This window comes from Caldimonas caldifontis (assembly GCF_002930615.1).
GTDB lineage: Bacteria > Pseudomonadota > Gammaproteobacteria > Burkholderiales > Burkholderiaceae_C > Caldimonas > Caldimonas caldifontis.
The window spans coordinates 57,805-82,015 of the sequence record NZ_PSNX01000002.1 but is presented as its reverse complement, the minus strand read 5'-3'; the positions used below and the strand labels follow the sequence as shown (position 1 = coordinate 82,015).

Genomic DNA, 24,211 nt, shown 5'->3' with positions numbered 1-24,211 from the left:
GTTCCACCCTGAGACTTTCGGTCCTTCCCGTCCCCTTTGCTGGTTTCTGAGTGAATCCACAGTGAAGGCGGGTCGCAATCCGCCAACCGGTCAAGCCGTGTCGCGGAAGGTTGATCAACCAGCCAACAGCCCTGGAAACCGGGGTGTGAGGTGAGCGAGATGATGCAGCAATACAGGTCCAACTCGTACCTGTTCGGGGGCAATGCTCCCTACGTCGAAGAGTTGTACGAGGCCTACCTCGACAACCCCGGTTCGGTGCCGGACAACTGGCGCGCCTATTTCGACGCCCTCCAGAACGTGCCTGCCGTCGATGGCAGCAACTCCCGTGACGTGGCCCACGCCCCGGTGATCGAATCCTTTGCGCAGCGCGCCAAGTCGAACGCCTTTACGGTCAAGGCCAGCAGTGCTGACCTGGCCGTCGCGCGCAAACAGGTGCATGTCCAGTCCCTGATTGCTGCCTATCGCTTCCTCGGATCCCGCTGGGCCGACCTCGATCCCCTCAAGCGTCAGGAGCGCCCGCGCATCCCCGAGTTGGAGCCGGCCTTCTACGACCTCACTGAAAGTGACATGGACATCACTTTCAGCGCCACCAACACCTATTTCACCAAAGCCGAGCAGATGACCCTGCGGGAAATCCTGCAGGCCCTGCGTGACACCTACTGCGGCACCATCGGCGCCGAGTTCATGCACATCACCGACCCCGCAGAGAAGCGGTGGTGGCAGGAACGCCTGGAAAGCACGCGCTCCAAGCCGATCTTCACGCCCGAGAAGAAGAAATCCATCCTGGAGCGGCTCACCGCGGCCGAAGGCCTGGAGCGCTTCTTGCACACCAAATATGTCGGCCAGAAGCGTTTTTCCCTCGAAGGCGGGGAAAGCTTCATCGCCTCGATGGACGAACTCATCAAGCGAGCCGGTGAGAAGGGTGTGCAGGAGATCGTCATCGGCATGGCTCACCGTGGCCGCCTCAACGTGCTGGTCAACACCCTGGGCAAGATGCCCAAGGATTTGTTCGCCGAGTTCGAGCACACGGCCAAGGAGGATCTGCCTGCTGGTGACGTGAAGTACCACCAGGGCTTTTCCAGTGACGTCTCCACCCCCGGCGGCCCGGTGCACCTGAGTCTGGCGTTCAACCCTTCGCATCTGGAGATCGTCAACCCGGTGGTCGAAGGCTCCGTCAAGGCCCGCATGGACCGTCGTGGCGACAAGGAAGGCGATCAGGTGCTGCCCGTGCTGGTGCATGGTGATGCCGCCTTCGCCGGCCAGGGCGTCGTGATGGAAACGCTGGCGCTGGCCCAGACGCGCGGCTACTACACCGGCGGTACCGTCCATATCGTCATCAACAACCAGATCGGCTTCACCACCAGCGACCCGCGAGACACCCGCTCGACGCTGTACTGCTCCGACGTCGTGAAGATGATCGAGGCGCCGGTGCTGCACGTGAACGGCGACGATCCAGAGGCCGTGGTGTTCTGCACCCAGCTCGCCCTGGACTACCGCCAGGAGTTCAACAAAGACGTGGTCGTTGACATCGTGTGCTTCCGCAAGCTGGGCCACAACGAGCAGGACACCCCCTCGCTCACCCAGCCGCTGATGTACAAGAAGATCGCCAAGCATCCGGGGACCCGCAAGCTCTACGCCGACAAGCTGGTGACTCAAGGCGTGCTGTCCGAGGACGGCCCCGACGAGATGGTCAAGGCCTATCGGGCCGCGATGGATGCCGGCAAGCACACCATCGATCCGGTGCTCACCAACTACAAGAGCAAGTACGCCGTCGACTGGACGCCCTTCCTCGGCAAGAAGTGGACGGATGCCGCCGACACCGCCTTGCCGCTGGCCGAGATCAAACGTCTGGCCGAGCGCATCACCACCATCCCGGAGAACTTCAAGGTCCATCCTTTGGTGGAGAAGGTCATTGCGGACCGCGCCGCCATGGGGCGGGGTGAGATCAACGTCGACTGGGGCATGGGCGAGCACCTCGCCTTCGCCTCCCTGGTGGCCAGCGGCTATCCAGTGCGCCTCTCGGGCGAGGACTGCGGGCGTGGCACCTTCACGCACCGCCACGCCGTGCTGCATGACCAGAACCGCGAGAAGTTCGACGAAGGCACCTACATTCCGCTGCAGAACGTGGCCGACAACCAGGCCCCGTTCGTCGTGATCGACTCCATCCTGTCGGAAGAAGCGGTGCTCGGTTTCGAGTACGGCTATGCCTCGGCCGACCCCAACACGCTGGTGATCTGGGAGGCCCAGTTCGGCGACTTCGCCAACGGTGCCCAGGTGGTGATCGACCAGTTCATCGCTTCTGGCGAAGTGAAGTGGGGCCGCGCCAACGGCCTGACGCTGATGTTGCCTCATGGCTACGAGGGCCAGGGCCCCGAGCACAGCTCGGCGCGCCTGGAGCGCTTCATGCAGCTGGCCGCCGACAACAACATGCAGATCTGCCAGCCCACGACGGCCAGCCAGATCTTCCATGTGCTGCGCCGCCAGATGGTGCGCATGTTCCGCAAGCCGCTCGTGCTGATGACGCCCAAGTCGCTCTTGCGCAACAAAGATGCCACCTCGCCGCTGTCCGAGTTCACCAAGGGTGAATTCCGCACCGTGATCGGTGAGCTCAACGCCGAGATCGATGCGGCCAAGGTCAAGCGAGTGATCGCCTGTTCGGGCAAGGTCTATTACGACCTCGTCAAGAAGCGCGAAGAGAAGAAGGCCGGCGACGTGGCGATCATCCGCGTCGAGCAGCTCTATCCCTTCCCGCACAAGGCTTTCGCGGCCGAGCTGAAGAAGTATCCGAACGCGACCGATGTCGTGTGGTGCCAGGATGAACCTCAGAACCAGGGGGCCTGGTTCTTCGTTCAGCATTTCATCCACGAGAACATGCTCGACGGCCAGAAGCTCGGCTATGCCGGGCGCCCGGCCTCGGCTTCGCCGGCGGTGGGTTACGCCCACCTCCACCAGGAGCAGCAGAAAGCCTTGCTCGACCAGGCCTTCGCCAAGCTCAAGGGTTTCGTGCTCACCAAATAAGTCCTGGATGCGCTGGCGGTGGGGCCCTGCGAGGGGCGCCGCTGGCGCGGCGACACGCATAGCGAAAGAACAATCATGGCAATCATCGAAGTCAAGGTTCCCCAACTGTCCGAATCGGTGGCCGAAGCCACCCTGCTGTCCTGGAAGAAGCGTCTCGGAGAAGCCGTCAGTGCGGACGAGATCCTCATCGAGATCGAGACCGACAAGGTCGTGCTCGAAGTGCCAGCCCCGGCGGCCGGCGTGATCGTGCAGCTCGTCAAGAACGACGGCGACACGGTGGTCAGCGACGAAGTCATCGCCAAGATCGACACCGAGGGTCAGGCCCAGGTCAGCCCCCTGGAGATCAAGGCCGCCCCGGCACCTGCCCCGGCCCCTGCGGCGGCTCCGGCCGTGTCCACGGGCGGCGCCAAGTCCGACGTGGCGATGCCCGCTGCAGCCAAGCTCATGGCTGACAACAACCTGAGCGCTGCTCAGGTCAGCGGCACGGGCAAGGACGGCCGCATCACCAAGGGGGATGTGCTGGGTGCCATCGAGGCTGGCGTGAAGCCCGCCGCGGTCCAGGCACCGGCAGCCCCGGCCGTGGCCAAGCCGCTGCCCCAGGTGAGCGCGCCCTCGGTCAACCTGGGTGACCGCCCGGAGCAGCGCGTCCCGATGAGCCGCCTGCGCGCTCGAGTGGCCGAGCGCCTGCTGCAGTCTCAGGCCACCAACGCCATCCTGACCACCTTCAACGAGGTGAACATGGCGCCGGTGATGGACATGCGCAAGCGCTTCCAGGAGAAGTTCGAGAAGGAGCACGGCGTCAAGATCGGCTTCATGAGCTTTTTCGTGAAGGCGGCCGTGCATGCGCTCAAGAAGTACCCCATCCTGAACGCTTCGGTGGACGGCAACGACATCGTCTATCACGGCTACTTCGACATTGGCATCGCGGTCGGCTCCCCGCGCGGCCTGGTGGTGCCCATCCTGCGCAACGCCGACCAGATGACCTTTGCCGAGATCGAGAAGAAGATTGCCGAGTTCGGTCAGAAGGCCAAGGACGGGAAGCTGGGGCTCGAAGAGCTCTCCGGCGGCACCTTCTCCATCTCCAACGGTGGCGTGTTCGGTTCCATGCTGTCCACGCCCATCATCAACCCCCCGCAGTCGGCCATCCTGGGCGTGCATGCCACGAAGGAACGTCCGGTGGTCGAGAACGGCCAGATCGTGATCCGCCCGATCAACTACCTGGCCATGAGCTACGACCACCGCATCATCGACGGCCGCGAGGCCGTGCTGGGCCTGGTGGCGATGAAGGAAGCGCTGGAAGATCCGGCACGCCTGCTGTTCGACATCTGAGGACCTGACGATGAGCCAACAATTCGACGTCATCGTCATCGGCGGTGGACCCGGCGGCTACATCGCCGCCATTCGCGCGGCCCAGCTGGGCTTCAAGGTGGCCTGCATCGACGAGTGGAAGAACGACAAGGGCGGCCCGGCTCCGGGCGGTACCTGCACCAACGTCGGCTGCATTCCGTCCAAGGCCTTGTTGCAGTCGTCCGAGCACTACGAGCACGCGGCACATCACTTTGCCGACCACGGCATCGGGCTGAGCAACCTCAGCATCGATGTGGCGAAGATGCTGAGTCGCAAGGACACCGTCGTGAAGCAGAACAACGACGGCATCCTCTACCTGTTCAAGAAGAACAAGGTCAGCTTCTTCCACGGGCGCGGCTCCTTCGTGAAGGCAGCCGAGGGGGGCTACGAGATCAAGGTCTCGGGCGCCAAGGAAGAAGTGCTCACCGGCAAGCACATCATCGTGGCCACCGGCTCCAATCCGCGGGCGCTGCCCGGCGTGGCCTTCGATGAGAAAACCATCCTCTCCAACGATGGTGCCCTGCGCATCCCGTCCGTGCCCAGGAAGCTGGGCGTGATCGGCTCGGGCGTGATCGGTCTGGAGATGGGCTCAGTGTGGCGCCGCCTGGGCGCTGAGGTCACGGTGCTGGAGGCCCTGCCCACCTTTCTGGGTGCCGTGGACGAGCAGATTGCCAAGGAAGCCAAGAAGGCCTTTGACAAGCAGGGCCTGAAGATCGAGCTGGGCGTGAAGATCGGCGAGGTCAAGACCGGCAAGAAGGGCGTCAGCATCGCCTACACCAACGCCAAGGGTGAAGCCCAGGCGCTGGAGGTGGACAAGCTCATCGTCTCGATCGGCCGGGTACCCAATACCCTCGGGCTCCACCCCGAAGCGGTGGGCCTGAAGCTGGACGAGCGCGGCGCCATCGTGGTGGATGACGACTGCAAGACCAATCTGCCCAATGTCTGGGCGGTGGGCGATGTGGTGCGTGGCCCCATGCTCGCCCACAAGGCTGAGGAAGAGGGCGTGGCCGTGGCCGAGCGCATCGCCGGCCAGCATGGGCATGTCAACTTCAACACCATCCCCTGGGTGATCTACACCAGCCCCGAGATCGCCTGGGTGGGTCAGACCGAGCAGCAGCTCAAGGCGGCCGGCCGGGCCTACAAGGCCGGCACCTTCCCCTTCATGGCCAACGGCCGGGCGCGGGCTCTGGGGGATACCACCGGGATGGTCAAGTTCCTGGCCGACGCCAAGACGGACGAGATCCTGGGCGTGCACATCGTCGGACCGTTTGCCTCGGAGCTGATCGCCGAGGCCGTGGTGGCGATGGAGTTCAAGGCCAGCGCCGAGGACATCGCCCGCATCTGCCATGCGCACCCCTCGCTGTCGGAAGCCACCAAGGAGGCGGCGCTCGCGGTGGACAAGCGCACCCTGAACTTCTGAGGTTGCAGCACAGGCACGGATCAGGGCGACTTCACCGTCGCCCTTTTTCTTGAACACGCAGGACCGGCATGACGAGCGTCACCCAGCTGTACGAAGACACGCTCAAGGAACGCGGCTACCGCAGCGACCCGGCGCAGCTGCGTGCCGTGGCCGCCTTGCAGCGCTGCCAGGACGAGTGGGCCGACTACAAGGCCCGGCGCTCCAATGCGCTCACCAAGCTGCTGCGCCGCCCACCGATCCCTCGCGGCGTGTACATGTATGGCGGGGTGGGTCGGGGCAAGAGCTTCCTGATGGATTGCTTCTTCCAGGCCGTGCCGCTCACGCGCAAGACCCGGCTGCACTTCCACGAGTTCATGCGCGAGGTGCACCGGGAACTGCAGGATCTCAAGGGCACGGTCAACCCGCTGGATGAGTTGGGCCGGCGCATTGCGCGGCGCTACCGGCTGATCTGCTTCGACGAATTCCACGTGGCCGACGTGACCGACGCGATGATCCTGCATCGGCTGCTGGAGGCTCTGTTCAAGCACCGTGTCAGCATCGTCACCACATCCAACTTCCACCCGGACGGGCTCTATCCCAACGGCCTGCACCGCGACCGCATCCTGCCGGCCATCGAACTGCTCAAGCAGCATCTGGAAGTCATCAACGTTGACAACGGCACCGACTACCGCCAGCGCACGCTCGAGCAGGTGAAGCTCTACCACTGCCCGCTGGGGGAGGAGGCCGATGCGCAAATGACGCAGGCCTTCGAGGAGCTGGCCGAAGCCCGTGACGAAAGCCCTCTCCTGCACATCGAGCGGCGCGAGATCCGCGCACGCCGGCGGGCCGGTGGTGTCGTGTGGTTCGACTTCCAGGATCTGTGCGGCGGCCCTCGCTCACAGAACGATTACCTGGAACTTGCCTCCCAGTTCCACACCGTGCTGCTGTCCAATGTGCCGCACATGCCGGTGCGCATGGCCTCGGAAGCCCGGCGCTTCACGTGGCTGGTGGATGTGCTCTACGACCGCCGCGTCAAGCTCATCATGTCGGCTGAGGTGCCGCCCGAGCAGCTCTACACCGAAGGACCGCTGGCACACGAATTCCCACGCACGGTGTCGCGCTTGCAGGAAATGCAGTCGAAGGAATTCCTGTCACTGGAACGGCGCGAGGTGGACACGCGCCTGACCTGAGCGCGGCCGAGCTCAGGTCAGCAGATCGACGCGAACGAGGGCGAGCGAGAGGTTGTCGCCCCCGCCCCGTGCCCGCTGGCGGGCCTTGCTCACCAGCATCTCGCTGGCCTCACGTGGCGGCAGGGTGTTGACGATGGCGCCCAGCTCGCGCGGCGTGAAGTAGTGCCACAGGCCGTCGCTGCAGGCCAGCAGCGAATCACCCACTTCCAGGCGATCGATGTGGTGCAGGGTCAGGGGAGGGTCCTGGAAGGTGCCCAGGCAGCCCGTCAACAGGTTGGACTGCGGGTGGGTGTTGGCTTCTTCCTCGGAGATCTGGCCCTCATCGACCAGGCGCTGCACATAGGAATGGTCCTTGGTGCGGCTGACAATCTCGGGCCCGCGGAAGTGATAGACGCGCGAATCCCCGGCATGGATCACATCGCACTCGCGATTGGGGCTCACCAGGAAGGCCGCCACCGTGCTGTGAGGTTCCTCTTCCGCGGTGATCGCGGTGAGCTTGATCATCAGGTGGGATTCAAGCACCAGTTGCTTGAGCACCTCCCGGGCATCCTCGGAGGTGGGGGCGTAGCGGTCGAACAGCTGTCTGGCCGTCAGGATGACCTGGTCGGAGGCCTTGCGGCCCCCGCTCTTGCCCCCCATGCCGTCGGCCACCACGGCCAGCACACAGCCCGGAATGCGCGAATGCACCAGGATGTCCACCTGGTCCTGCTGGTACATGCGGTCGCCCCGGTGGATGCCGGTGGCCGCGCTCAGGCGGTAACCCTTGGAAGAAGAGGTGCTCATGGCGATCGGGCGTGGATAGACCAAAACTATAATCCAGCCATTCCTCGTTGCGCCGAGAAATTTGAACGGTGGTCGGCCATGGATGAAAACCTGCACTCGCCCCAGCGTCGGCTGATCGAGTTGCGCATCGAACACGCCGACCTCGACAGCCTCATCGATGGCGCTGAATTCCAGACACCTCGGGACGAACTGGCCCTGCGGCGCCTCAAGAAGCGACGCCTGCTGCTGCGTGATCAGATCGCGCGTCTCGAAGCCGAACTCGAACCCCGCGAGCCGGCCTGAGGCCGAGGAGGTTCCGGGCCACAAGGTCTGGCCATGATGTCTGACGTGCCTGGCTTCGGTGAAGAGCTGTTGCAATCCACCCGTGAAGCCTTCGGTCCCGACGGAGCCCTCGCGCGCAGCGATCCGCGCTATCGCGAGCGCGTCATCCAGACCGAGCTGGCCGCGGCGGTGGCGCGGGCCGTGTCGCAGCGCGAGGTCCTGGTGGCCGAGGCCGGGACGGGGGTCGGCAAGACCTTTGCCTACCTGGTGCCGGCGCTGCTCGGCGGCGGCCGGGTGCTGGTGAGCACGGCGACGAAAAGCCTCCAGGATCAGCTCTTCCTGCGCGATTTGCCCCATGTGCGCGATGCCCTTGGCCTGCCGCTGCGCACGGCCCTGCTGAAGGGGCGCGGCAGCTACCTGTGCCTGCACCGCATGGAGCAGGCGCGGCATTCGGCCCTGCTGCCCGATCGCTGGTCGGTGCGCGCCCTGGCCCGCATCGAGCAGTGGGCCCAGGGCACGCGCAGCGGCGACCTGGCCGAACTGCCCGGCCTGGACGAGCGTTCACCCGTCATTCCCCTGGTCACGTCCACGCGCGACAACTGCCTCGGCACCGATTGCCCCAGCTACCGCAGCTGCCATGTCATGAACGCCCGGCGGGAGGCCCTGGCGGCCGATGTGGTGGTCGTGAACCACCACCTTTTCTTCGCGGACCTGGCCCTGCGCGAGACCGGCATGGTCGAACTGCTGCCCACCGTGGACGTGGTGGTCTTCGATGAGGCGCACCAGCTCGCCGAGGCGGGGGTGCAGTTTCTCGGTGCCACCCTGGGGACCGGGCAGATCCTCGACCTCGCGCGCGACCTCCTGGGGGCGGGGCTGCAGCATGCACGGGGCCTGCGAGACTGGCAGGCCCTCGCGGCCGGGATCGAGCGTGCTGCGCGCGAGCTGCGCCTGGCTGCGGCCGGCCCGCTGCGTGACAACCGGGGCCTGATCAAGCTGCGCTGGCAGGAGCGGGCCACGCGCGAGGCCTTCTCGGCGGCGCTGCAGGCGCTGGCCGATGCCGGACAGGGCGCTCACGAAGCGGTCCTGGCGGTGGCCGGCAGCGCACCTGACTTCACCCGCCTGGCCGAGCGCACAGAGCAGCTGGTGCAGCGCGCCCAGGACTTTGCCGAACCCGCCTTGCCCGGGCACGTGCGCTGGATCGACCTGGGCCCGCAGCAGGCCCGGCTGGTGGAGTCTCCGCTCGACATCCGCGACACCATGCGCGAGCAGATCGATGCCTCGGGCAAGGCCTGGATCTTCACGTCGGCCACGCTGGGCGACGATGACCGATTGAGCTGGTTCACCGAGCCGGCCGGTCTGGAGGATGCGCGTACCTTGCGCGTGGGCAGCCCGTTCGACTATGCAGCGCACGCCTGCGTCTATGTGCCCCGGCGGTTTCCGAAGCCCAACGAGCCGGCGCACCCCGGGGCCGTTGCTGAGCTCGCCGGTCGTCTGGCCGGGATCCTGGGCGGGCGCAGCTTCGTACTCACCACCACGCTCAAGGCCCTGGCCACCGTTGCCGACGGGCTGCGGGCCGCCTTCGACGAAGCTGGCCTGCCCATCAAGGTGCTCCAGCAGGGCGATGCGCCCAAGCGACAGTTGATGCAGGATTTCCTCGCCGAGCCCCGCGCGGTGCTCGTGGGGTCGCAAAGCTTCTGGGAGGGCATCGATGTGCCCGGCGAGGCGCTGCAGTGCGTGGTGATCGACAAGCTGCCTTTCCCCCCACCGCACGATCCCTTGATCGAGGCACGGGTGCGGCGCCTGGAAGCTGAGGGCCGCAACGCCTTCAACGACCTGTTCGTGGCCGAGGCGGCGGTGGCCCTGAAGCAGGGCGCGGGGCGGCTCATCCGCACGGAAAGCGACCGTGGCCTGCTGGTGGTGTGCGACCCTCGCATGGCCACGATGTCCTATGGTCGCAGACTGCGGGCCGCTCTGCCGCCGATGCGCTGGCTCGAGACCGAGGAAGAGGCCTCGGCCTGGCTGGCGGAACTGGCGGGATCCCCGGCAGTGGACTGAAGGGCTCAGCGCAGGTTCGCGCTGCCCGACTGGCTCAGGAAGGTGCTCTGGGGAAAGTTCAGCCGCAGCACGCGCAGGGCGTCGTCCCGCAACTCGGGCAGGCCCAGCCGGTCGTAGCTGCGCGCCATGAGATGCAGGGCTTCTTCGACCGCTGGCGATTGCTGATACTCCTGCACCGCGAGCTGCGCGCGATTGGCTGCTGCCAGGTAGGCGCCGCGGCGGAAGTAGTAGCGGGCCACGTGCACTTCATACTCGGCCAGCGAATTCACGATGAAGTTCATCCTCGCTCGCGCGTCAGGTGCGTAGACAGAATCCGGGTAGAGGTCCACGAGCTGACGGAACGACTGGTAAGCCTCCTTCGAGGCTTGCTGGTCCCGGTCGGACAGGCTCTGGCCGGAAAACCGCCCGAACAGACCGAGGTTGTCGTTGAAGTTGATGAGGCCCCGCAGATAGAGCGCATAGTCGGACGCCGCACTGGTCGGATAGAGCTTCATGTAGCGCTCGATGGTGGCCAGGGCCTGGGCACGCTCGCCGCTGCGGTAGTAGGTGTGGGCCAGCTCCAGCAGGGCCTGCTGGGCCAGGATCGTGCCGGCGGCCCGTCCTTCGAGGCGTTCGTAGAAGCGGATGGCCCGCTCGTAGTTGCCCGAGGCCGCATCCTCGCGGGCCTCTGAGTACACTCGCTCGACGCTCATGCCCGCCGTCTCGTCCTTGGGCGTGGAACTGCAGGCTGCCAGAACGGCCACGAGCGCGGCTGCGCCGAGACAGCGTGCCATCGGTGCGAAGTGAAGGTGCATCCCGTTTCCAGACAAGTTGATCCAGTCGATTCTATATGGCGCACCTTGCGCAAGACCCTGAGGCCGATGAGCTCCCGGACGCTGCCGAGCCGGATGAAGACGCCGCGGACGCCGAGGCCGAGCGCCGCGAGATGACCGTGGACGTGGCCGGGCACGGCCAGCGCCTGGACAAGTTGCTGGTGGCTCTGGCGCCGGAGTTTTCGCGCAGCCACCTGCAGCATCTTGTCGAGCAAGGTGCTGTTCGCGTGGACGGACAGCCCTCGACAGTGCCGTCTCGCAAGCTGCGCAGTGGCCAGCGCGTGGTGGTGGAGTTGCGGCCGACGCCGCAGAGCCAGGCCTTTCGGCCCGAAGCCCTGCCCATCGACGTGGTTTTCGAGGACGAGCACCTGATGGTGGTCCATAAGCCCGTGGGCTGCGTGGTGCACCCGGCCGCCGGGCACTGGTCCGGCACCTTGCTGAACGCCTTGTTGGCGCATCATGGGCGCGCCGCCGAACTGCCGCGTGCGGGCATCGTGCACCGCCTCGACAAGGACACCAGCGGCCTGATGGTGGTGGGCAAGACGCTCGAAGCCGTCACCGCGCTGACCCGTGCCATCGCTGCACGCAGCGTGCACCGGGAGTACCTGGCGCTGGTGCACGGCGAAGTCCTTCAGCCAGCGCTGCTGGCACAGATCGAAGCTCCGATTGCGCGCGATCCCCGGTCGCGCGTGCGCATGGCTGTGGTGCCCGGTGGCAAGCCGGCTCGCACCGATGTGGAGGTGGTCGCCACGCGGAACGGTTACACGGCAGTGCGCTGCATCCTGCACACCGGTCGCACCCATCAGATCCGGGTGCATCTGTCCTCCCGGGGGTACCCCCTCGTGGCGGACAGTCTCTATGGCGGGCGCGATGCCTTGGGCCTGCACCGTCAGGCCCTGCATGCCTGGCGGCTGCGGCTGCCACACCCCGTTGACGGGCGCCCCCTGCAGTTCGAGGTGCCTGCGCCGGCGGATTTTTCGCAGGCGTGGCAGACCGTGGTGTCCTGACCACGCTTGACGTGCCGTGGGCGCTACAATGCGTTCCAGACACAAGCACCGCCGCCCGCAGCCCCCCTGGCAATTCCAGGGCGAGTGCCGGGCGAGGAGGGCGGCCACGCACCCGACGTGGCGATCCCCGCGGCGATGACTAGGCCTGATCCCGTTCCCCGCGTTGCGGCTCGTCCGTCGCGCGTCGGCCGGGGCTCATGCCGATCGCCCGGTCCCGGATGAGGACGACACACGGCCAATGAACACACAGGATGCAAAGCGCGTCCTCGAGACCGCGCTGATCTGCGCGCACCAGCCCTTGCCGCTGCGTGACATGCGAGCGCTCTTCAACGACGAGTTGGGGGCTGACACGCTGCGCAGCCTGCTCGATGAGCTGGCACGCGACTGGGAGGGGCGCGGCGTGGAGCTCGTGGCGGTGTCCACCGGCTGGCGTTTCCAGAGCCGCCCCGAGATGCGCGACTATCTCGACCGGCTCAACCCGGAGAAGCCGCCGAAGTACTCCCGGGCCACGATGGAAACCCTGGCCATCATCGCCTACCGTCAGCCGGTCACGCGTGGCGACATCGAAGACATCCGCGGCGTGACGGTCAGCAGCCAGATCATCAAGCAGCTCGAAGACAGGGGCTGGATCGACGCCATCGGCTACCGCGAGGCGCCCGGGCGCCCGGCGCTGTACGCCACCACGAAGCAGTTCCTGGACGACCTGGGACTGGCCTCCCTGGATCAGCTGCCGGCCCTGGAGGGCGGGGCGGCGGCCGAGGCCGTGCAGGCCTTGGCGATGCCGCAGCAATCGTCGCTGCTCGACGAGATCGCGGATCTTCCCGAACCCGACGGGCCCGAGAACGCTTCCGAGGCTGACGCGGCCCAAGCCGCCGACACGGCGGCTGACACACAGGCGGATCCAGGTGCAGCTGAAACTCCCGAGCCTTCCGACGATCTCTTGCCTGCCCAGCCGGCGCAGCCGGCCGACAACCTGGTGAACTCCTCCAACGACGCTGAGACCCTCCCTCGCCATGAATCCTGACGTCAACGATACCCCGTCCCCCGACCCCGAGATGGGCGCGCCGCAGGGCGAACCGTCGAGTGAGGTGTCAGCGAAAGCCAAGCGGCGCAGTCCGCGCAAGCCCAAGCTGGAAGCCGTTGAAGTGGCACCGGCGGTCCCCGGAGAAGCCGTCGCGGACGAGGCCTCTCAGCCTGCGCCCGCAGCACGCAAGACGCCCCGCAGGCGCAAGCCCGCTGCGGGTGAGACGCCAGGCGTGCCGTCTCCCACTGTTGGTGCACATATGGCGGGGGAGGGCCTGGAGCGTCCCCCGGAAGCGTTGGAGCGCTCGGTTGCATCGACCGACCCGGCGGCGGCCGATGGGGGTGATGGGCCCCCAGGCGATGAAGCAGCGGGTGGCGTCGGTCGCCGCCGGCGCAATCGCCGTGGCCGCCGCGGTGAACGTGCCGAACGTGGCGAAGGCGCGGATGCTGGCACCGGCCCGCGTCCAGCGCAGCGCGGCGAGGGGGCTGCACGCAAGGGGGCCGACGCGGCACGCAGTCCCCATCCCGCGGCGCAGCGCGAGGTGGCCGAACGCTTCAACGCGGTGATCGAGGGGCAGTTCGATGCCGAGGTCGAACCCGCCGGTGAGGAAGAGATCGAGGCTGCGACCAAGCGCGTGCTGGCGCCTGAGCCTGATGCACCCAAACTGCACAAAGTTCTCGCGCAGGCGGGCATCGGCTCGCGCCGTGACATGGAGCAGCTCATCCTGGAAGGCCGCATCTCGGTGAACGGCGAGCCGGCCCACATCGGCCAGCGCATCTCTTTCGGCGACCAGGTGCGCGTCAATGGCAAGCCCATCCGCGTGCAGATCGCACCGCCAGCCCCGCGCGTGCTGGCCTATCACAAGCCGGCTGGCGAGGTCGTCTCGCATGACGACCCTCAGAACCGGCCGACGGTGTTCCGCCGCCTGCCCAAGCTCAAGCAGGGCAAATGGCAGTCGGTGGGGCGCCTGGACCTCAACACCGAAGGCCTGCTGCTGTTCACCAGCTCCGGCGAGCTCGCGAACCAGCTGATGCACCCGCGTTTCGGCGTCGAGCGAGAGTACGCGGTGCGGGTGCTGGGCACGCTGGAACCCGAAGCCCGGCAGAAGCTGCTCGAAGGCGTCAACATCGACGGTCAGCCTGCCTGCTTCAAATCCATCGAGGATGGTGGCGGTGAGGGCGTCAATCGCTGGTACCGGGTGGTGATCACCGAGGGGCGCAACCGCGAGGTGCGCAAGCTCTTTGACGCCGTAGGCCTCACGGTCAGCCGCCTGATCCGCATCCGCTACGGCAGCCTGGTGCTGCCTCGTGGTCTCAAGCGCGGGGTGTGGGTGGAACTTGGCGATCAGGATGTGCGCACCATCCGCCGCCTCACCGGCACCGATCAGCCCCGGGGCGGTGTCCAGGGGGGCGGCAAAGGCAAGCCGGGCAAGCGCCAGGGCAAAGCGGGGCCGGGGCAGGGAGCGGGGCGCAGTGCCTCAGGTGGGCGGGGGGCCCAGGGGCAGCGGTATGGCGGCCCCGATCCGCTGGAGCAGACCTATGACAAGCGCTTCGCCCAATCGACCAAAGCGAAGCAGGGGGCACCACGACAGCCCGATCCGATGCAGACCAGTGTGGGCTACATCGGTGCGGATGCCTTCTTCCGCCGCGGCAAAGGCGGCGGACGTGGGCCCGGTGGTGGTGGGGGCGGCGGCAAGCGGGGAGGCCGTGGCCGCTGAGCTCCAGCTCCTTGCAGTGTCTGGGGTCGGGGCACCACAGGCCCGGCCTCTTTCATCAACTCAAGGGCTACAATCCAATGTTTTGCCAAGTCCTTGATTCAGGAGAAATTTCATGGCGATCGAACGTACCCTGTCGATCATCAAACCCGATGCCGTGGCCAAGAATGTGATCGGCCAGATCTACAGCCGCTTTGAAGGCGCAGGTCTCAAGATCGTTGCGGCCAAGATGGTGCATCTGTCGCGTGGCGAGGCCGAGGCCTTCTACGCCGTCCACAAGGAGCGTCCTTTCTTCAAGGACCTGGTGGAGTTCATGATTTCCGGCCCCGTGATGATCCAGGTGCTCGAAGGGGAGGGCGCCATCGCCAAGAACCGCGAGCTGATGGGGGCCACCGACCCGAAGAAGGCCGACAAGGGCACCATCCGCGCTGACTTTGCCGAGAGCATCGACGCCAATGCCGTGCATGGCTCCGATGCGCCCGAAACCGCCGCCGTGGAAGTGGCCTTCTTCTTCCCCGGCATGAACGTCTACAGCCGCTGATCGCGGCTGCGGCGTTCGCATCCTCTTGCGAGGCATGCCCATGGCGGTCAACCTCCTCGACTTCGATCTGGACGGGTTGGCCGCCTACTGCGAAGGTCTGGGCGAGAAGCGCTTCCGCGCCGTCCAGCTCTTCCGCTGGATCCATCAGAAGGGTGCGTCGGACTTTGCCCAGATGAGCGATCTGGCCAAGTCTTTGCGAGACAAGCTCGCGGCTGCGGCCGAGGTGCGCCCACTGCCTGTGCTCACGGAGCAGGCCTCCGCTGACGGGACGATCAAGTGGTTGTTCGATGTGGGCGGTGGCGACGCCGTCGAAGCGGTCTTCATTCCTGAAGATGATCGCGGCACGCTGTGCGTGTCATCTCAGGCCGGCTGCGCCGTGGGCTGCCGGTTCTGCTCGACGGGGCACCAGGGTTTCAGCCGCAATCTCGCCACGGGCGAGATCCTGGCTCAGCTCTGGTTCGCCGAACACCATCTGCGTCGGCGCCTGGCACTCAAACCGGGCGAGCGCGCCATCACCAACGTCGTGATGATGGGTATGGGAGAGCCGCTGCAGAACTACAACGCGCTGGTGCCTGCTTTGAAGGTCATGCTCGATGACCATGGCTATGGCCTGTCGCGCAGGCGTGTGACTGTCTCCACATCGGGGGTGGTGCCCATGATGGATCGCCTGCGGCAGGACTGTCCGGTGGCTCTGGCGGTGTCGCTGCACGCCCCCAACGATGCCTTGCGCGATGAGCTGGTGCCTCTCAACCGCAAGTATCCGTTGCAGGAGTTGCTTGAGGCCTGCAACCGCTACCTGGAGTCCGCACCGCGCGACTTCATCACGTTCGAGTACTGCATGCTCGACGGTGTGAACGACACCGACGCACACGCCCGGCAGCTCATCGCCCTGGTGCAAGGGCATGTGCGCTGCAAGTTCAACCTGATCCCCTTCAATCCCTTCCCGGCATCCGGCCTGAAACGTTCTCCGCGCGAGCGGGTACAGGCCTTTGCCCAGATTCTGGCCGACGCCGGCCTGGTCACCACTGTGCGCAAGACGCGGGGTGACGACATCGACGCGGCCTGTGGGCAGCTGGCGGGCGAGGTGCAGGACCGCACCGATGTCCAACGCCGAATGACCCGACGGCAGCCCATTCGCATCCATGCTCGCCCCGCTCCAGGGGCGGCTTCGGCCAAGGAGACAAGTTCATGAGCGTGCGCAAGCGCCCGATCGGTTGGTGGTGGGTGGCCCTGCTGGGCCTGACGGTGCTGATGGGGGGCTGTGCCTCCACGTCGCCGACGACTGGCGGCGGCACCCAGGCGGGTCGTCAGGACGAGACCGAAGTGCAGCGGCGTGCGCGCATCCGCTTCGACCTGGCGGTGGCCTACTATGCCCAGGGGCAGCACGCCACCGCGCTGGCCGAGATCCGCCAGGCGCTGGCTCTTCAGCCCAACCTGCCGGGCGCGCACAACCTGGCTGGGCTCATCCATTCGGCGCTGGGGCAGGATCCGCAGGCGGAAGAGAGCTTCCGCATCGCGATGCAGCAGGACGGCGCCGACGCCAACGCGATCCACAACTACGGCTGGTTCCTGTGCCAGCGCCGCCGCTACGCGGAAGCCTTCACCCAGTTCAATCGGGCGATCGAGTTGCCGACCTACCGGGAGGTGCCGCGCACGCTGGTGGCCAAGGGGGTTTGCCAAGCCAATGCCGGTCTGCTGGCCGAGGCCGAGAAGACGCTCTCGCGCGCCTACCAGATGGACACGGGCAATCCAGTGGCGGCCATGAACCTGGCTCTCGTGCTCTACCGTCAGGGCGAGTATGAACGCGCACGCTTCTACGTGCGTCGCGTGAATGCGGTGCCGGAGCTCGTCAATGCAGAAACGCTGTGGCTGGCCGCTCGCATCGAGCACCGGCTGGGCAATCGCGGGGGGGTCAACGAGTTCGGGCGCGAACTGCTTCAGCGCTTCCCTCAATCCCGGGAGGCCGCCAATTTCGAGCGAGGGCGCTTCGATGACTGAGGAGCTGCACACGCCCGCGACCGGCACGGCCAGTGCCGGGCAGATGATCCGTGCCGCGCGCACGGCCCAGGGGGTGCATATCGCGGCACTGGCGGCGTCGATCAAAGTGTCTGTGCGCAAGCTGGAGGCCTTGGAAGCGGACCGCTTCGAGGAGCTGCCGGACGCGACGTTTGCGCGTGCCCTCGCACAGACCGTGTGCCGCTCGCTCAAGATCGACCCCGCGCCGGTGCTGGCCCTGCTCCCAGCCCCCGGGTCCGTCTCACAGCTCGAGCAGGTGTCGCGGGGGCTCAACCAACCATTCAGGGACCCGGCCGATGCCCGTAACGGGTTCGTGGGTCTGGGCTTCCTCCGGCGCCCGACCGTCTGGGGGCCACTGCTGCTGGTCGCCGGCGCCGTGGTGCTGTGGTCGGTGCCTTCGTCCACCTGGCAGTCGCTCCTTGGCCGGGATGCCGAGGTTGCGGCTCCGGGCGTGACCGTCGAGGTGGTTCCCCTCGATCCTTCGGCCAGTGCAAACGCACCGGCGTCCCCGGCCAGCGAGGTCGTTTCTGCTGGGCAGGCTCCCAGTACGGACGCACCGAATCCTGCGACGGAAGGGGCTTCGCAGGCGCCTGCATCTGCAGCCGCGAGCGCGCCGGTGGTGGTCCGCACCTCTGGTGAGAGTTGGGTCGAGATCCAGGATGCCCGTGGCCGGATGCTGGTGTCGCGACTGCTGGCGCCGGGCGAGGAACTGGAACTCGATGGTGCATTCCCGATGCGGGTGCGCATCGGGAATGCCGACGGCACCGAACTTCGTGTGCGCGGCGAAGTCTTTGACATGGCACCTTTCCGGCGTGAGAACGTGGCTCGATTCGACATCCGGTGAATGAAATGAGCATTGCGTCTGAGTCCCCAGGGAACGACTCCCCGATTGCTGCTGCCCGACCTGCGTCTCGACGCTCCAGGCAGGCTCGCGTGGTCTGGGGCTCGCGCGTGGTCACCGTGGGCGGCGATGCACCGGTGCGGGTGCAATCCATGACCAATACCGACACGGAGGACGTGATCGGCACGGCCATTCAGGTGAAGGAGTTGGCGCAGGCGGGCTCGGAGGTGGTACGCATCACAGTGAACACGCCTGAGGCGGCTCAGGCGGTGCCCGCCATCCGCGAGCAGCTCGACCGCATGGGGATCGACGTCCCGCTGGTGGGTGATTTTCATTACAACGGCCACAAGCTGCTCACCGAGTTTCCCGGCTGCGCCGAAAGCCTGTCCAAGTACCGCATCAACCCGGGCAACGTGGGCAAGGGGGACAAGCGCGATCGTCAGTTCGCCCAGATGATCGAGGTGGCACTCAAGCACGACCGCCCGGTGCGCATTGGTGTCAACTGGGGCAGCCTCGACCAGGAGCTGCTGGCCGAGCTGATGGACGAGAACGCCCGTCGAGTTCAACCCTGGGATGCCAAGCAGGTGATGTACCAGGCCCTGGTCACATCGGCCATCGGATCGGCGCGGCGTGCCGAAGCCCTGGGCATGGCGCCCGAGCAGATCATCCTGTCATGCAAGGTGAGCGGCGTGCAGGACCTGATCAGCGTCTATCGCGCACTGGCCGCACGTTGCGACTATCCGCTTCACCTGGGTCTGACCGAAGCCGGCATGGGCACCAAAGGCACGGTGGCGTCTGCGGCCGCTCTTTCCGTGCTGCTGCAAGAAGGCATCGGCGACACCATCCGCGTGTCGCTCACCCCTCAGCCGGGCGAGCCTCGCACCCAGGAGGTCGTGGTGGCCATGGAGATCCTGCAGGCGTTGGGGCTGCGCGTCTTCGTGCCAAGCGTCACGGCTTGCCCAGGCTGCGGGCGCACCACCAGCACGGTGTTCCAGGAACTCGCCAAGCAGATCGACGATTTCCTGCGCTCGCAGATGCCGGTGTGGAAGCACCGTTACCCTGGCGTCGAGGCGATGAAGGTGGCCGTGATGGGCTGCATCGTCAACGGCCCCGGCGAAAGCAAACATGCCGACATCGGCATCAGCCTGCCCGGCACTGGCGAAGCACCGGCAGCCCCGGTCTACATCGACGGCGAAAAGGCCTTGACGCTGAGAGGCGACAACATCGCTGCCGAGTTTCATCAGATCGTCGAAAACTACATTGAAAAGCGCTTCGGCCAGGCCCGTCATTCGGAGCCGGCCTGAAGAGCGATCCAGACATGGCTGAAAAGATCAGTGCCGTCAAAGGCATGAATGACATCCTGCCGGCCAGTGTGCCGCGCACGGACAAGCTACCCGACTCGGCCCTGTGGTCCGGGTTCGAATCCATCGTGCGCCGGCTGCTGTCACGCTATGGCTATCAGTACATCGTCACCCCCGTGGTCGAGCCGACCTCGCTGTTCGTGCGCGGGCTGGGGGAGGTGACCGACATCGTCGAGAAGGAGATGTACTCCTTCACCGATGCAATGAACGGCGACCGTCTGACGCTGCGTCCCGAGGCCACGGCCGGGATCGTGCGGGCGATGGTCGAGCACAACGCGCTCTACAACGGTCCGCTGCGACTGTGGACGCTCGGCCCGATGTTCCGGCACGAGCGACCCCAGAAGGGCCGCTACCGGCAGTTCCACCAGCTCGACGTGGAAGCCCTGGGCTTTGCCGGGCCGGACGTGGATGCCGAGCTCATCCTCATGGTGCGGGCACTGTGGCGGGAACTGGGGCTGGAAGAAGGCCGCCACGTGCGGCTGGAGCTCAACAGTCTCGGGCAGCCGCATGAGCGACATGCACATCGCGAAGCGCTGATCCGTTACTTCGAGGCGAACGCCGCGCAGCTCGACGCAGACGCCCAGCGACGTCTGCACACCAATCCCCTGCGCATCCTCGACACCAAGAACCCGGCCATGCAGGCACTCGTCGAAGGCGCACCTCAGCTCATGGACTTCCTGGGGGCCGAGTCGCGTGATCATTTCGACGCCGTGCGGTCGGTGCTGGATGCCGCGGGCCTGGCCTATCGCGTCAATCCGCGCCTGGTGCGCGGCATGGACTACTACAACCTCACGGTCTTCGAATGGGTGACCGATCAACTCGGCTCCCAGGGGACGGTCTGCGGCGGCGGCCGCTATGACGGGCTCATCGGGCAGATCGGTGGCAAGCCGGCGCCAGCCGTCGGCTTCGGCCTCGGAGTGGAGCGGTTGCTGCTGCTCATCCAGGAACTCCAGCTTCCAGTGGCCGACCCCGCGCCCGTGGCCTATGCCATCGTGCCATCCCCCGCACTATTGCCCCAGGCCATGGTCACGCTGGAGGCGCTGCGTGCCGCCGGCGTGAGCGTCGTGCAGCATGCCGGGGGCGGCAGCATGAAAAGCCAGTTCAAGAAAGCCGATGCCTCCGGCGCGCGTTTCGCATTGGTGTTCGGTGAGGAAGAGGTGGCTCAGGGCCAGGTGGCTCTCAAGGCCTTGCGTGACGCCCAGCGCCCTCAGGTGCTGCGGCCCCTGCAAGCCCCAGCCGAGTGGGCTGCCGAGCTGCTCGACGCATAATTCCCTGTTTGGCGGCCGCTTGGGCCGCCGTTGGACGAAACCTCCATGGCCACCCATCTCGATCTCGAAGAACAAGAGCAAGTCGAACGACTCAAGCACTTCTGGCGCCAGTATGGCAACCTCATCACCTGGACGCTCATCATCGTTCTGGGCGGATTTGCGGCCTGGAACGGCTGGAACTACTGGCAACGTGATCAAGGGCTGAAGGCCAGCGCCCTCTACGACGAACTGGAGCGCGCCGCCCAGGCGGGTGACGCGGCCAAGGTGCGGCAGGCATTTGACGATCTGCGCAGCCGCCACGCGCGCACGGCCTACGCGGGGCAGGGCGGGCTGGTGGCGGCTCACGCCCTGGTCGCAGCCGGACAGGCCGACGCCGCACGCGACGCCCTGCGCTGGGTCGCCGACAAGGCGACTGACCCTGACTACCGCGTGCTGGCCCGTCTGCGTCTGGCCGGCCTGTTGCTCGATGAGAAGGCCTACGACGAGGCCCTGGGCCTGGTCAGCAAGGATGTGCCGGCGCCCTATGAAGGACTCGCTGCCGATCGCCGCGGGGACATCCACCTCGCCCAGGGGCGCACCGAGCAGGCTCGCCAGGAATACCAGAAGGCCTATGCCGCCCTCGATCCCAGCCTGGACTACCGTCGCGTCGTGGAGGCCAAGCTGACGGCGCTGGGCGCGGCCCCGGCGGCGCAAGCCGAGGGAGTGCGCTGATGCTTCGAGGCGGCGAGCGCACCGGCCGATGCACTTGGCTCGGCGTGGCCCTGGGCGCAATGCTCTTGGCTGGCTGTTCCAGCAGCCCCAAGCCCCCGGAACCCACACCCTTGGTCCAACCGGCGCCGTCCGTGGTGCGGCCGCAGGTGGCCTGGACCCAGCCGGTCGGCGAGGTCCGAGCGGTGGTGCGTCCTGCGGTTGCGGCGGGGACGCTGGCTGTGGCGGCCGAGGATGGCGCGGTGACGCTGCTGGATGCCGAGACCGGCCGGGTGCAGTGGCGGGCGTCCGCCGGAGGGCCGCTGGCGGCTGGTGCGGGCCAGGATGGCCGACGCGTGGCCGTTGTCACAAGTGGGGGAGAGGTGGTGGTCCTCCAGGACGGGCAGGAACTCTGGCGCCGTCGTCTGAGCGCCCGTTCACTCACGCCCCCGCTGGTGGCGGGTGAGCGGGTTTTTGTATACGCCCAGGATCGCTCGGTGCACGCATTTGATGCAGATACCGGGTCTCGCCTGTGGGGGCAGCAACGCCCGGGCGATCCCCTGACGCTGTCTCAGCAAGGCGTGCTCCTGCCAGTCGGCGATACGCTGATCGTGGGGCAGGGGCCTCGGCTCGCCGCGCTGGACCCGCTGCGCGGCACGGTCCGGTGGGAAGTGCCCGTGGCAAACCCCCGCGGTACCAACGAGGTGGAGCGACTTGCCGATCTCGTCGGACCTGCCGGCCGTCAGGGCGATGCAGTGTGCGTGCGAGCCTTCCAGGCTGCCGTCGGTTGCGTGGACACACGTCGGGCCCGGCTGCTCTGGAGCAAGGCCTCCAACGGAGCGACAGGCATGGCGACTGACGATGGCCAGGCCTATGGAGTGGACAGCACCGGGCGGATCACCGCCTACCGACTGAGCGACGGGGACGTGCTCTGGACCGCTGACAGCCTGCGTTTCCGGGGGCTGACCACGCCTCTGGCCGCGGGCGACAGCATCGTCGTCGGGGACCAGGAGGGCTATGTCCATTTCCTGTCCCGACGCGACGGCGCCCTGGTCGGGCGCGTCGCGACCGATGGCAGCGGGATCTCGGGTGCGCCGCTGCAGGTCGGCGCGCACCTGGTGGTGCTGACCCGCGCCGGGCGACTGTATGCCTTCCGGCCCGAGTGAGGGCCGCTGCTCGAGGACATTTCCATGAAACCCGTGATCGCCCTGGTGGGGCGTCCCAACGTGGGCAAGTCCACGTTGTTCAACCGCATGACCAAGTCGCGCGACGCCATCGTGGCCGACTTCGCGGGGCTCACGCGTGATCGCCACTACGGGGACGGTAAGCTCGGCGGCCGCGACTACATCGTGATCGACACCGGAGGCTTCGAGCCCGATGCCTCCAGCGGGATCGTGCGCGAGATGGCCAAGCAGACCCGCCAGGCGGTGGCCGAGGCGGATGCCATCGTCTTTGTCGTGGACGTGCGCGCCGGGCTGTCGGCCCAGGATCATGACATCGCTCGCTACCTGCGCACCACCGGAAAGCCGGTGGTGCTGGCGGCCAACAAGGCCGAAGGCATGCAGGAAGGGCCACAAATCGCAGAGTTCTACGAACTGGGCCTGGGTGCCCCGGTGCCGGTGTCTGCAGCCCACGGGCAGGGTGTGCGCAGCCTGGTCGAGGCGGCCCTGGAACTGCTCCCACCGCTGCCAGACGACGAGGACGCGACCGAAGCTGACGCAAGAGTCATCCGTCTGGCGGTGGCGGGCCGCCCGAATGTGGGCAAATCGACCCTCATCAACACCTGGCTGGGCGAGGAACGCCTCGTGGCCTTCGACCTGCCGGGCACCACGCGCGACGCGATCCGAGTGCCGCTGGAGCACAACGGACAGGTCTTCGAGATCATTGACACGGCGGGCCTGCGGCGCAAGGGCAGAGTGTTTGAAGCGATCGAGAAGTTTTCGGTCGTCAAGACCCTGCAGGCCATTGCGCAAGCCCATGTCGTGGTCCTGCTGCTCGATGCCACGCAAGGGGTGAGTGACCAGGACGCCCACATTGCCGGCTACGTGCTCGACAGCGGGCGCGCGGTGGTGATGGCGGTCAACAAGTGGGACGCCGTGGACGACTACCAGCGGCAGATGCTCGAGCGGTCGATCGCCCAGCGCCTCGCGTTCCTGCGTTTCGCTCCGATCGTGCACATCTCGGCGCTCAGGCGCCAGGGGTTGGGGCCGCTGTGGAAGGCCATCGCCCAGGCCCATGAATCGGCGTTCAAGAAGATGACCACGCCGGTCCTGACCCGGTTGATCCACGAGGCGGTCGAGCACCAGGCGCCCAAGCGCTCAGGGATGTTCCGGCCCAAGCTGCGTTATGCGCACCAGGGAGGCATGAACCCGCCGGTGGTCGTGGTGCATGGGAATTCTCTGGAGCACGTCACTGACGCCTACAAGCGCTACCTGGAAGGCCGCATCCGCGACCATTTCAAGCTGGTCGGCACTCCGCTGAGGGTGGAGATGCGCTCGTCCCGCAACCCCTTCTCAGACAAGGATTCCTGACTACTCCTCGGAATGCGTGCAGCGGTGTGTTAACGTGCGGCTTCCAAAATATCCAACACGGAGAATATCGTGAGCAACAAAGGGCAACTCCTCCAAGACCCCTTTTTGAACCTGCTACGCAAAGAGCACGTGCCGGTGTCCATTTACCTGGTCAACGGCATCAAGCTGCAGGGCCATATTGAGTCGTTTGATCAATATGTCGTGCTGTTGCGCAACACCGTCACCCAGATGGTCTACAAGCATGCCATCTCGACGGTCGTTCCCGGCCGCGCCGTGAATTTCCACGCCAACGAACAGGCGGATTCCCACTGACATGTCCTGTCCCTCCGGCCTGGCCGGGGGGCTGGGCTCAGCCT

21 protein-coding genes are annotated in these 24,211 nt (G+C 66.4%); 19 read left to right on the top strand and 2 right to left on the bottom strand.

Features of this window, described 5'->3' with window-relative positions; translation table 11 throughout:
- Positions 1-159 precede the first annotated feature (159 nt).
- From C1704_RS02050 to zapE, 4 genes are all read left to right on the top strand, one after another.
- The gene (locus C1704_RS02050; protein ID WP_104300511.1) at positions 160-3,018 is read left to right on the top strand and encodes a 2-oxoglutarate dehydrogenase E1 component; all 2,859 of its coding nucleotides are present in this window, start codon (positions 160-162) and stop codon (positions 3,016-3,018) included.
- A gap of 75 nt (positions 3,019-3,093) precedes the next feature.
- Positions 3,094-4,347: a 2-oxoglutarate dehydrogenase complex dihydrolipoyllysine-residue succinyltransferase gene (gene odhB / locus C1704_RS02045; RefSeq protein ID WP_104300509.1), complete on the top strand. Its 1,254-nt coding sequence runs from the start codon at positions 3,094-3,096 to the stop codon at positions 4,345-4,347.
- 10 nt (positions 4,348-4,357) lie between these two features.
- The gene (gene lpdA / locus C1704_RS02040; RefSeq protein WP_104300507.1) at positions 4,358-5,785 is read left to right on the top strand and encodes a dihydrolipoyl dehydrogenase; all 1,428 of its coding nucleotides are present in this window, start codon (positions 4,358-4,360) and stop codon (positions 5,783-5,785) included.
- A 68-nt stretch (positions 5,786-5,853) separates the two neighbouring features.
- Positions 5,854-6,954, top strand: a complete 1,101-nt coding sequence (zapE, locus tag C1704_RS02035; RefSeq protein ID WP_104300505.1) for a cell division protein ZapE — start codon at positions 5,854-5,856, stop codon at positions 6,952-6,954.
- A gap of 12 nt (positions 6,955-6,966) precedes the next feature.
- On the opposite strand, the gene C1704_RS02030 is transcribed toward zapE, so the two are convergent.
- Entirely contained in the window at positions 6,967-7,737 is a 771-nt protein-coding gene (locus tag C1704_RS02030) for a PP2C family protein-serine/threonine phosphatase (RefSeq protein WP_104300953.1), read from the bottom strand.
- Positions 7,738-7,815: 78 nt separating this feature from the next.
- Between C1704_RS02030 and C1704_RS02025 the strand changes: the two genes are divergently transcribed.
- Together C1704_RS02025 and C1704_RS02020 are read left to right on the top strand one after the other, a co-directional pair.
- Positions 7,816-8,019: a DUF465 domain-containing protein gene (locus C1704_RS02025; protein ID WP_104300503.1), complete on the top strand. Its 204-nt coding sequence runs from the start codon at positions 7,816-7,818 to the stop codon at positions 8,017-8,019.
- Between the two features lie 36 nt (positions 8,020-8,055).
- Entirely contained in the window at positions 8,056-10,053 is a 1,998-nt protein-coding gene (locus C1704_RS02020) for a DNA repair helicase YoaA (protein ID WP_104300950.1), read from the top strand.
- Positions 10,054-10,058: 5 nt separating this feature from the next.
- Here the strand turns inward: C1704_RS02020 and C1704_RS02015 are convergent, their stop codons facing one another.
- A complete protein-coding gene (locus C1704_RS02015; protein ID WP_104300501.1) occupies positions 10,059-10,847 on the bottom strand; it encodes an outer membrane protein assembly factor BamD in 789 nt (262 codons plus the stop codon).
- A gap of 35 nt (positions 10,848-10,882) precedes the next feature.
- Between C1704_RS02015 and C1704_RS02010 the strand changes: the two genes are divergently transcribed.
- From C1704_RS02010 to hfq, 13 genes are all read left to right on the top strand, one after another.
- Entirely contained in the window at positions 10,883-11,872 is a 990-nt protein-coding gene (locus C1704_RS02010; RefSeq protein WP_211286801.1) for an RluA family pseudouridine synthase, read from the top strand.
- A 238-nt stretch (positions 11,873-12,110) separates the two neighbouring features.
- Positions 12,111-12,896 (top strand): SMC-Scp complex subunit ScpB, encoded by a 786-nt coding sequence (gene scpB, locus C1704_RS02005; RefSeq protein WP_104300500.1) that lies wholly within the window; start codon positions 12,111-12,113, stop codon positions 12,894-12,896.
- Complete coding sequence (locus C1704_RS02000) at positions 12,886-14,613, top strand: pseudouridine synthase (RefSeq protein ID WP_104300498.1); 1,728 nt, start codon at positions 12,886-12,888, stop codon at positions 14,611-14,613. Before scpB ends, C1704_RS02000 begins: the two co-directional genes overlap by 11 nt.
- A gap of 112 nt (positions 14,614-14,725) precedes the next feature.
- Entirely contained in the window at positions 14,726-15,151 is a 426-nt protein-coding gene (gene ndk / locus C1704_RS01995; protein ID WP_104300496.1) for a nucleoside-diphosphate kinase, read from the top strand.
- A 40-nt stretch (positions 15,152-15,191) separates the two neighbouring features.
- The gene (gene rlmN, locus C1704_RS01990; RefSeq protein ID WP_104300946.1) at positions 15,192-16,343 is read left to right on the top strand and encodes a dual-specificity RNA methyltransferase RlmN; all 1,152 of its coding nucleotides are present in this window, start codon (positions 15,192-15,194) and stop codon (positions 16,341-16,343) included.
- On the top strand, positions 16,340-17,149 hold the full coding sequence (pilW, locus tag C1704_RS01985; RefSeq protein WP_104300494.1) for a type IV pilus biogenesis/stability protein PilW: 810 nt from the start codon (positions 16,340-16,342) through the stop codon (positions 17,147-17,149). The genes rlmN and pilW overlap by 4 nt, the downstream gene beginning before the upstream one ends.
- Positions 17,142-18,011, top strand: coding sequence for a helix-turn-helix domain-containing protein (locus C1704_RS01980; RefSeq protein WP_104300492.1), 870 nt, complete (start codon positions 17,142-17,144; stop codon positions 18,009-18,011). Before pilW ends, C1704_RS01980 begins: the two co-directional genes overlap by 8 nt.
- A gap of 5 nt (positions 18,012-18,016) precedes the next feature.
- The gene (gene ispG, locus C1704_RS01975; RefSeq protein ID WP_104300490.1) at positions 18,017-19,312 is read left to right on the top strand and encodes a flavodoxin-dependent (E)-4-hydroxy-3-methylbut-2-enyl-diphosphate synthase; all 1,296 of its coding nucleotides are present in this window, start codon (positions 18,017-18,019) and stop codon (positions 19,310-19,312) included.
- Positions 19,313-19,326: 14 nt separating this feature from the next.
- On the top strand, positions 19,327-20,637 hold the full coding sequence (hisS, locus tag C1704_RS01970) for a histidine--tRNA ligase (RefSeq protein WP_104300488.1): 1,311 nt from the start codon (positions 19,327-19,329) through the stop codon (positions 20,635-20,637).
- 45 nt (positions 20,638-20,682) lie between these two features.
- The gene (locus C1704_RS01965) at positions 20,683-21,348 is read left to right on the top strand and encodes a YfgM family protein (protein WP_104300486.1); all 666 of its coding nucleotides are present in this window, start codon (positions 20,683-20,685) and stop codon (positions 21,346-21,348) included.
- Entirely contained in the window at positions 21,348-22,490 is a 1,143-nt protein-coding gene (gene bamB, locus C1704_RS01960; RefSeq protein ID WP_104300485.1) for an outer membrane protein assembly factor BamB, read from the top strand. The genes C1704_RS01965 and bamB overlap by 1 nt, the downstream gene beginning before the upstream one ends.
- A gap of 24 nt (positions 22,491-22,514) precedes the next feature.
- Complete coding sequence (der, locus tag C1704_RS01955) at positions 22,515-23,855, top strand: ribosome biogenesis GTPase Der (RefSeq protein ID WP_104300483.1); 1,341 nt, start codon at positions 22,515-22,517, stop codon at positions 23,853-23,855.
- A 69-nt stretch (positions 23,856-23,924) separates the two neighbouring features.
- A complete protein-coding gene (gene hfq / locus C1704_RS01950; RefSeq protein ID WP_104300481.1) occupies positions 23,925-24,167 on the top strand; it encodes an RNA chaperone Hfq in 243 nt (80 codons plus the stop codon).
- Positions 24,168-24,211 lie beyond the last annotated feature (44 nt).